The sequence below is a fragment of the Paraburkholderia sp. SIMBA_027 genome, assembly GCF_046535315.1.
Lineage (GTDB): Bacteria > Pseudomonadota > Gammaproteobacteria > Burkholderiales > Burkholderiaceae > Paraburkholderia > Paraburkholderia tropica.
In genome coordinates this window covers 1-270 of sequence record NZ_JAWRWY010000616.1, presented here as the reverse complement: position 1 = coordinate 270, position 270 = coordinate 1, and the positions used below count along the sequence as shown (strand labels likewise).

The window sequence follows — 270 nt, the reverse complement described above, 5'->3', positions numbered from 1 at the left end:
CACCAAGGTGCGTCGCAAGACACATACCATGAAGATTGCCATCCTCGACGATTACCAGGACGCCGTTCGCAAGCTCGACTGCTTTCAATTGCTGGCCGACCATGATGTCAAGGTCTTCAACAACACTGTCCGTGGTTTGGGCCAGTTGGCGAGCCGTCTTTCCGAAGTCGATGCGCTGGTCCTGATTCGCGAACGTACCCGCATCAACTCGCAACTGCTCGACAAGTTGCCGCGTTTGCGCATGATCAGCCAAACCGGCAAGGTGTCGAG

1 pseudogene is annotated in these 270 nt (G+C 55.9%); it reads left to right on the top strand.

The features are described 5' to 3' along the window. Nucleotides 1-28: 28 nt before the first annotated feature. Nucleotides 29-270 (top strand): annotated as a pseudogene (locus SB764_RS40475) (D-2-hydroxyacid dehydrogenase family protein); the annotation flags it as partial.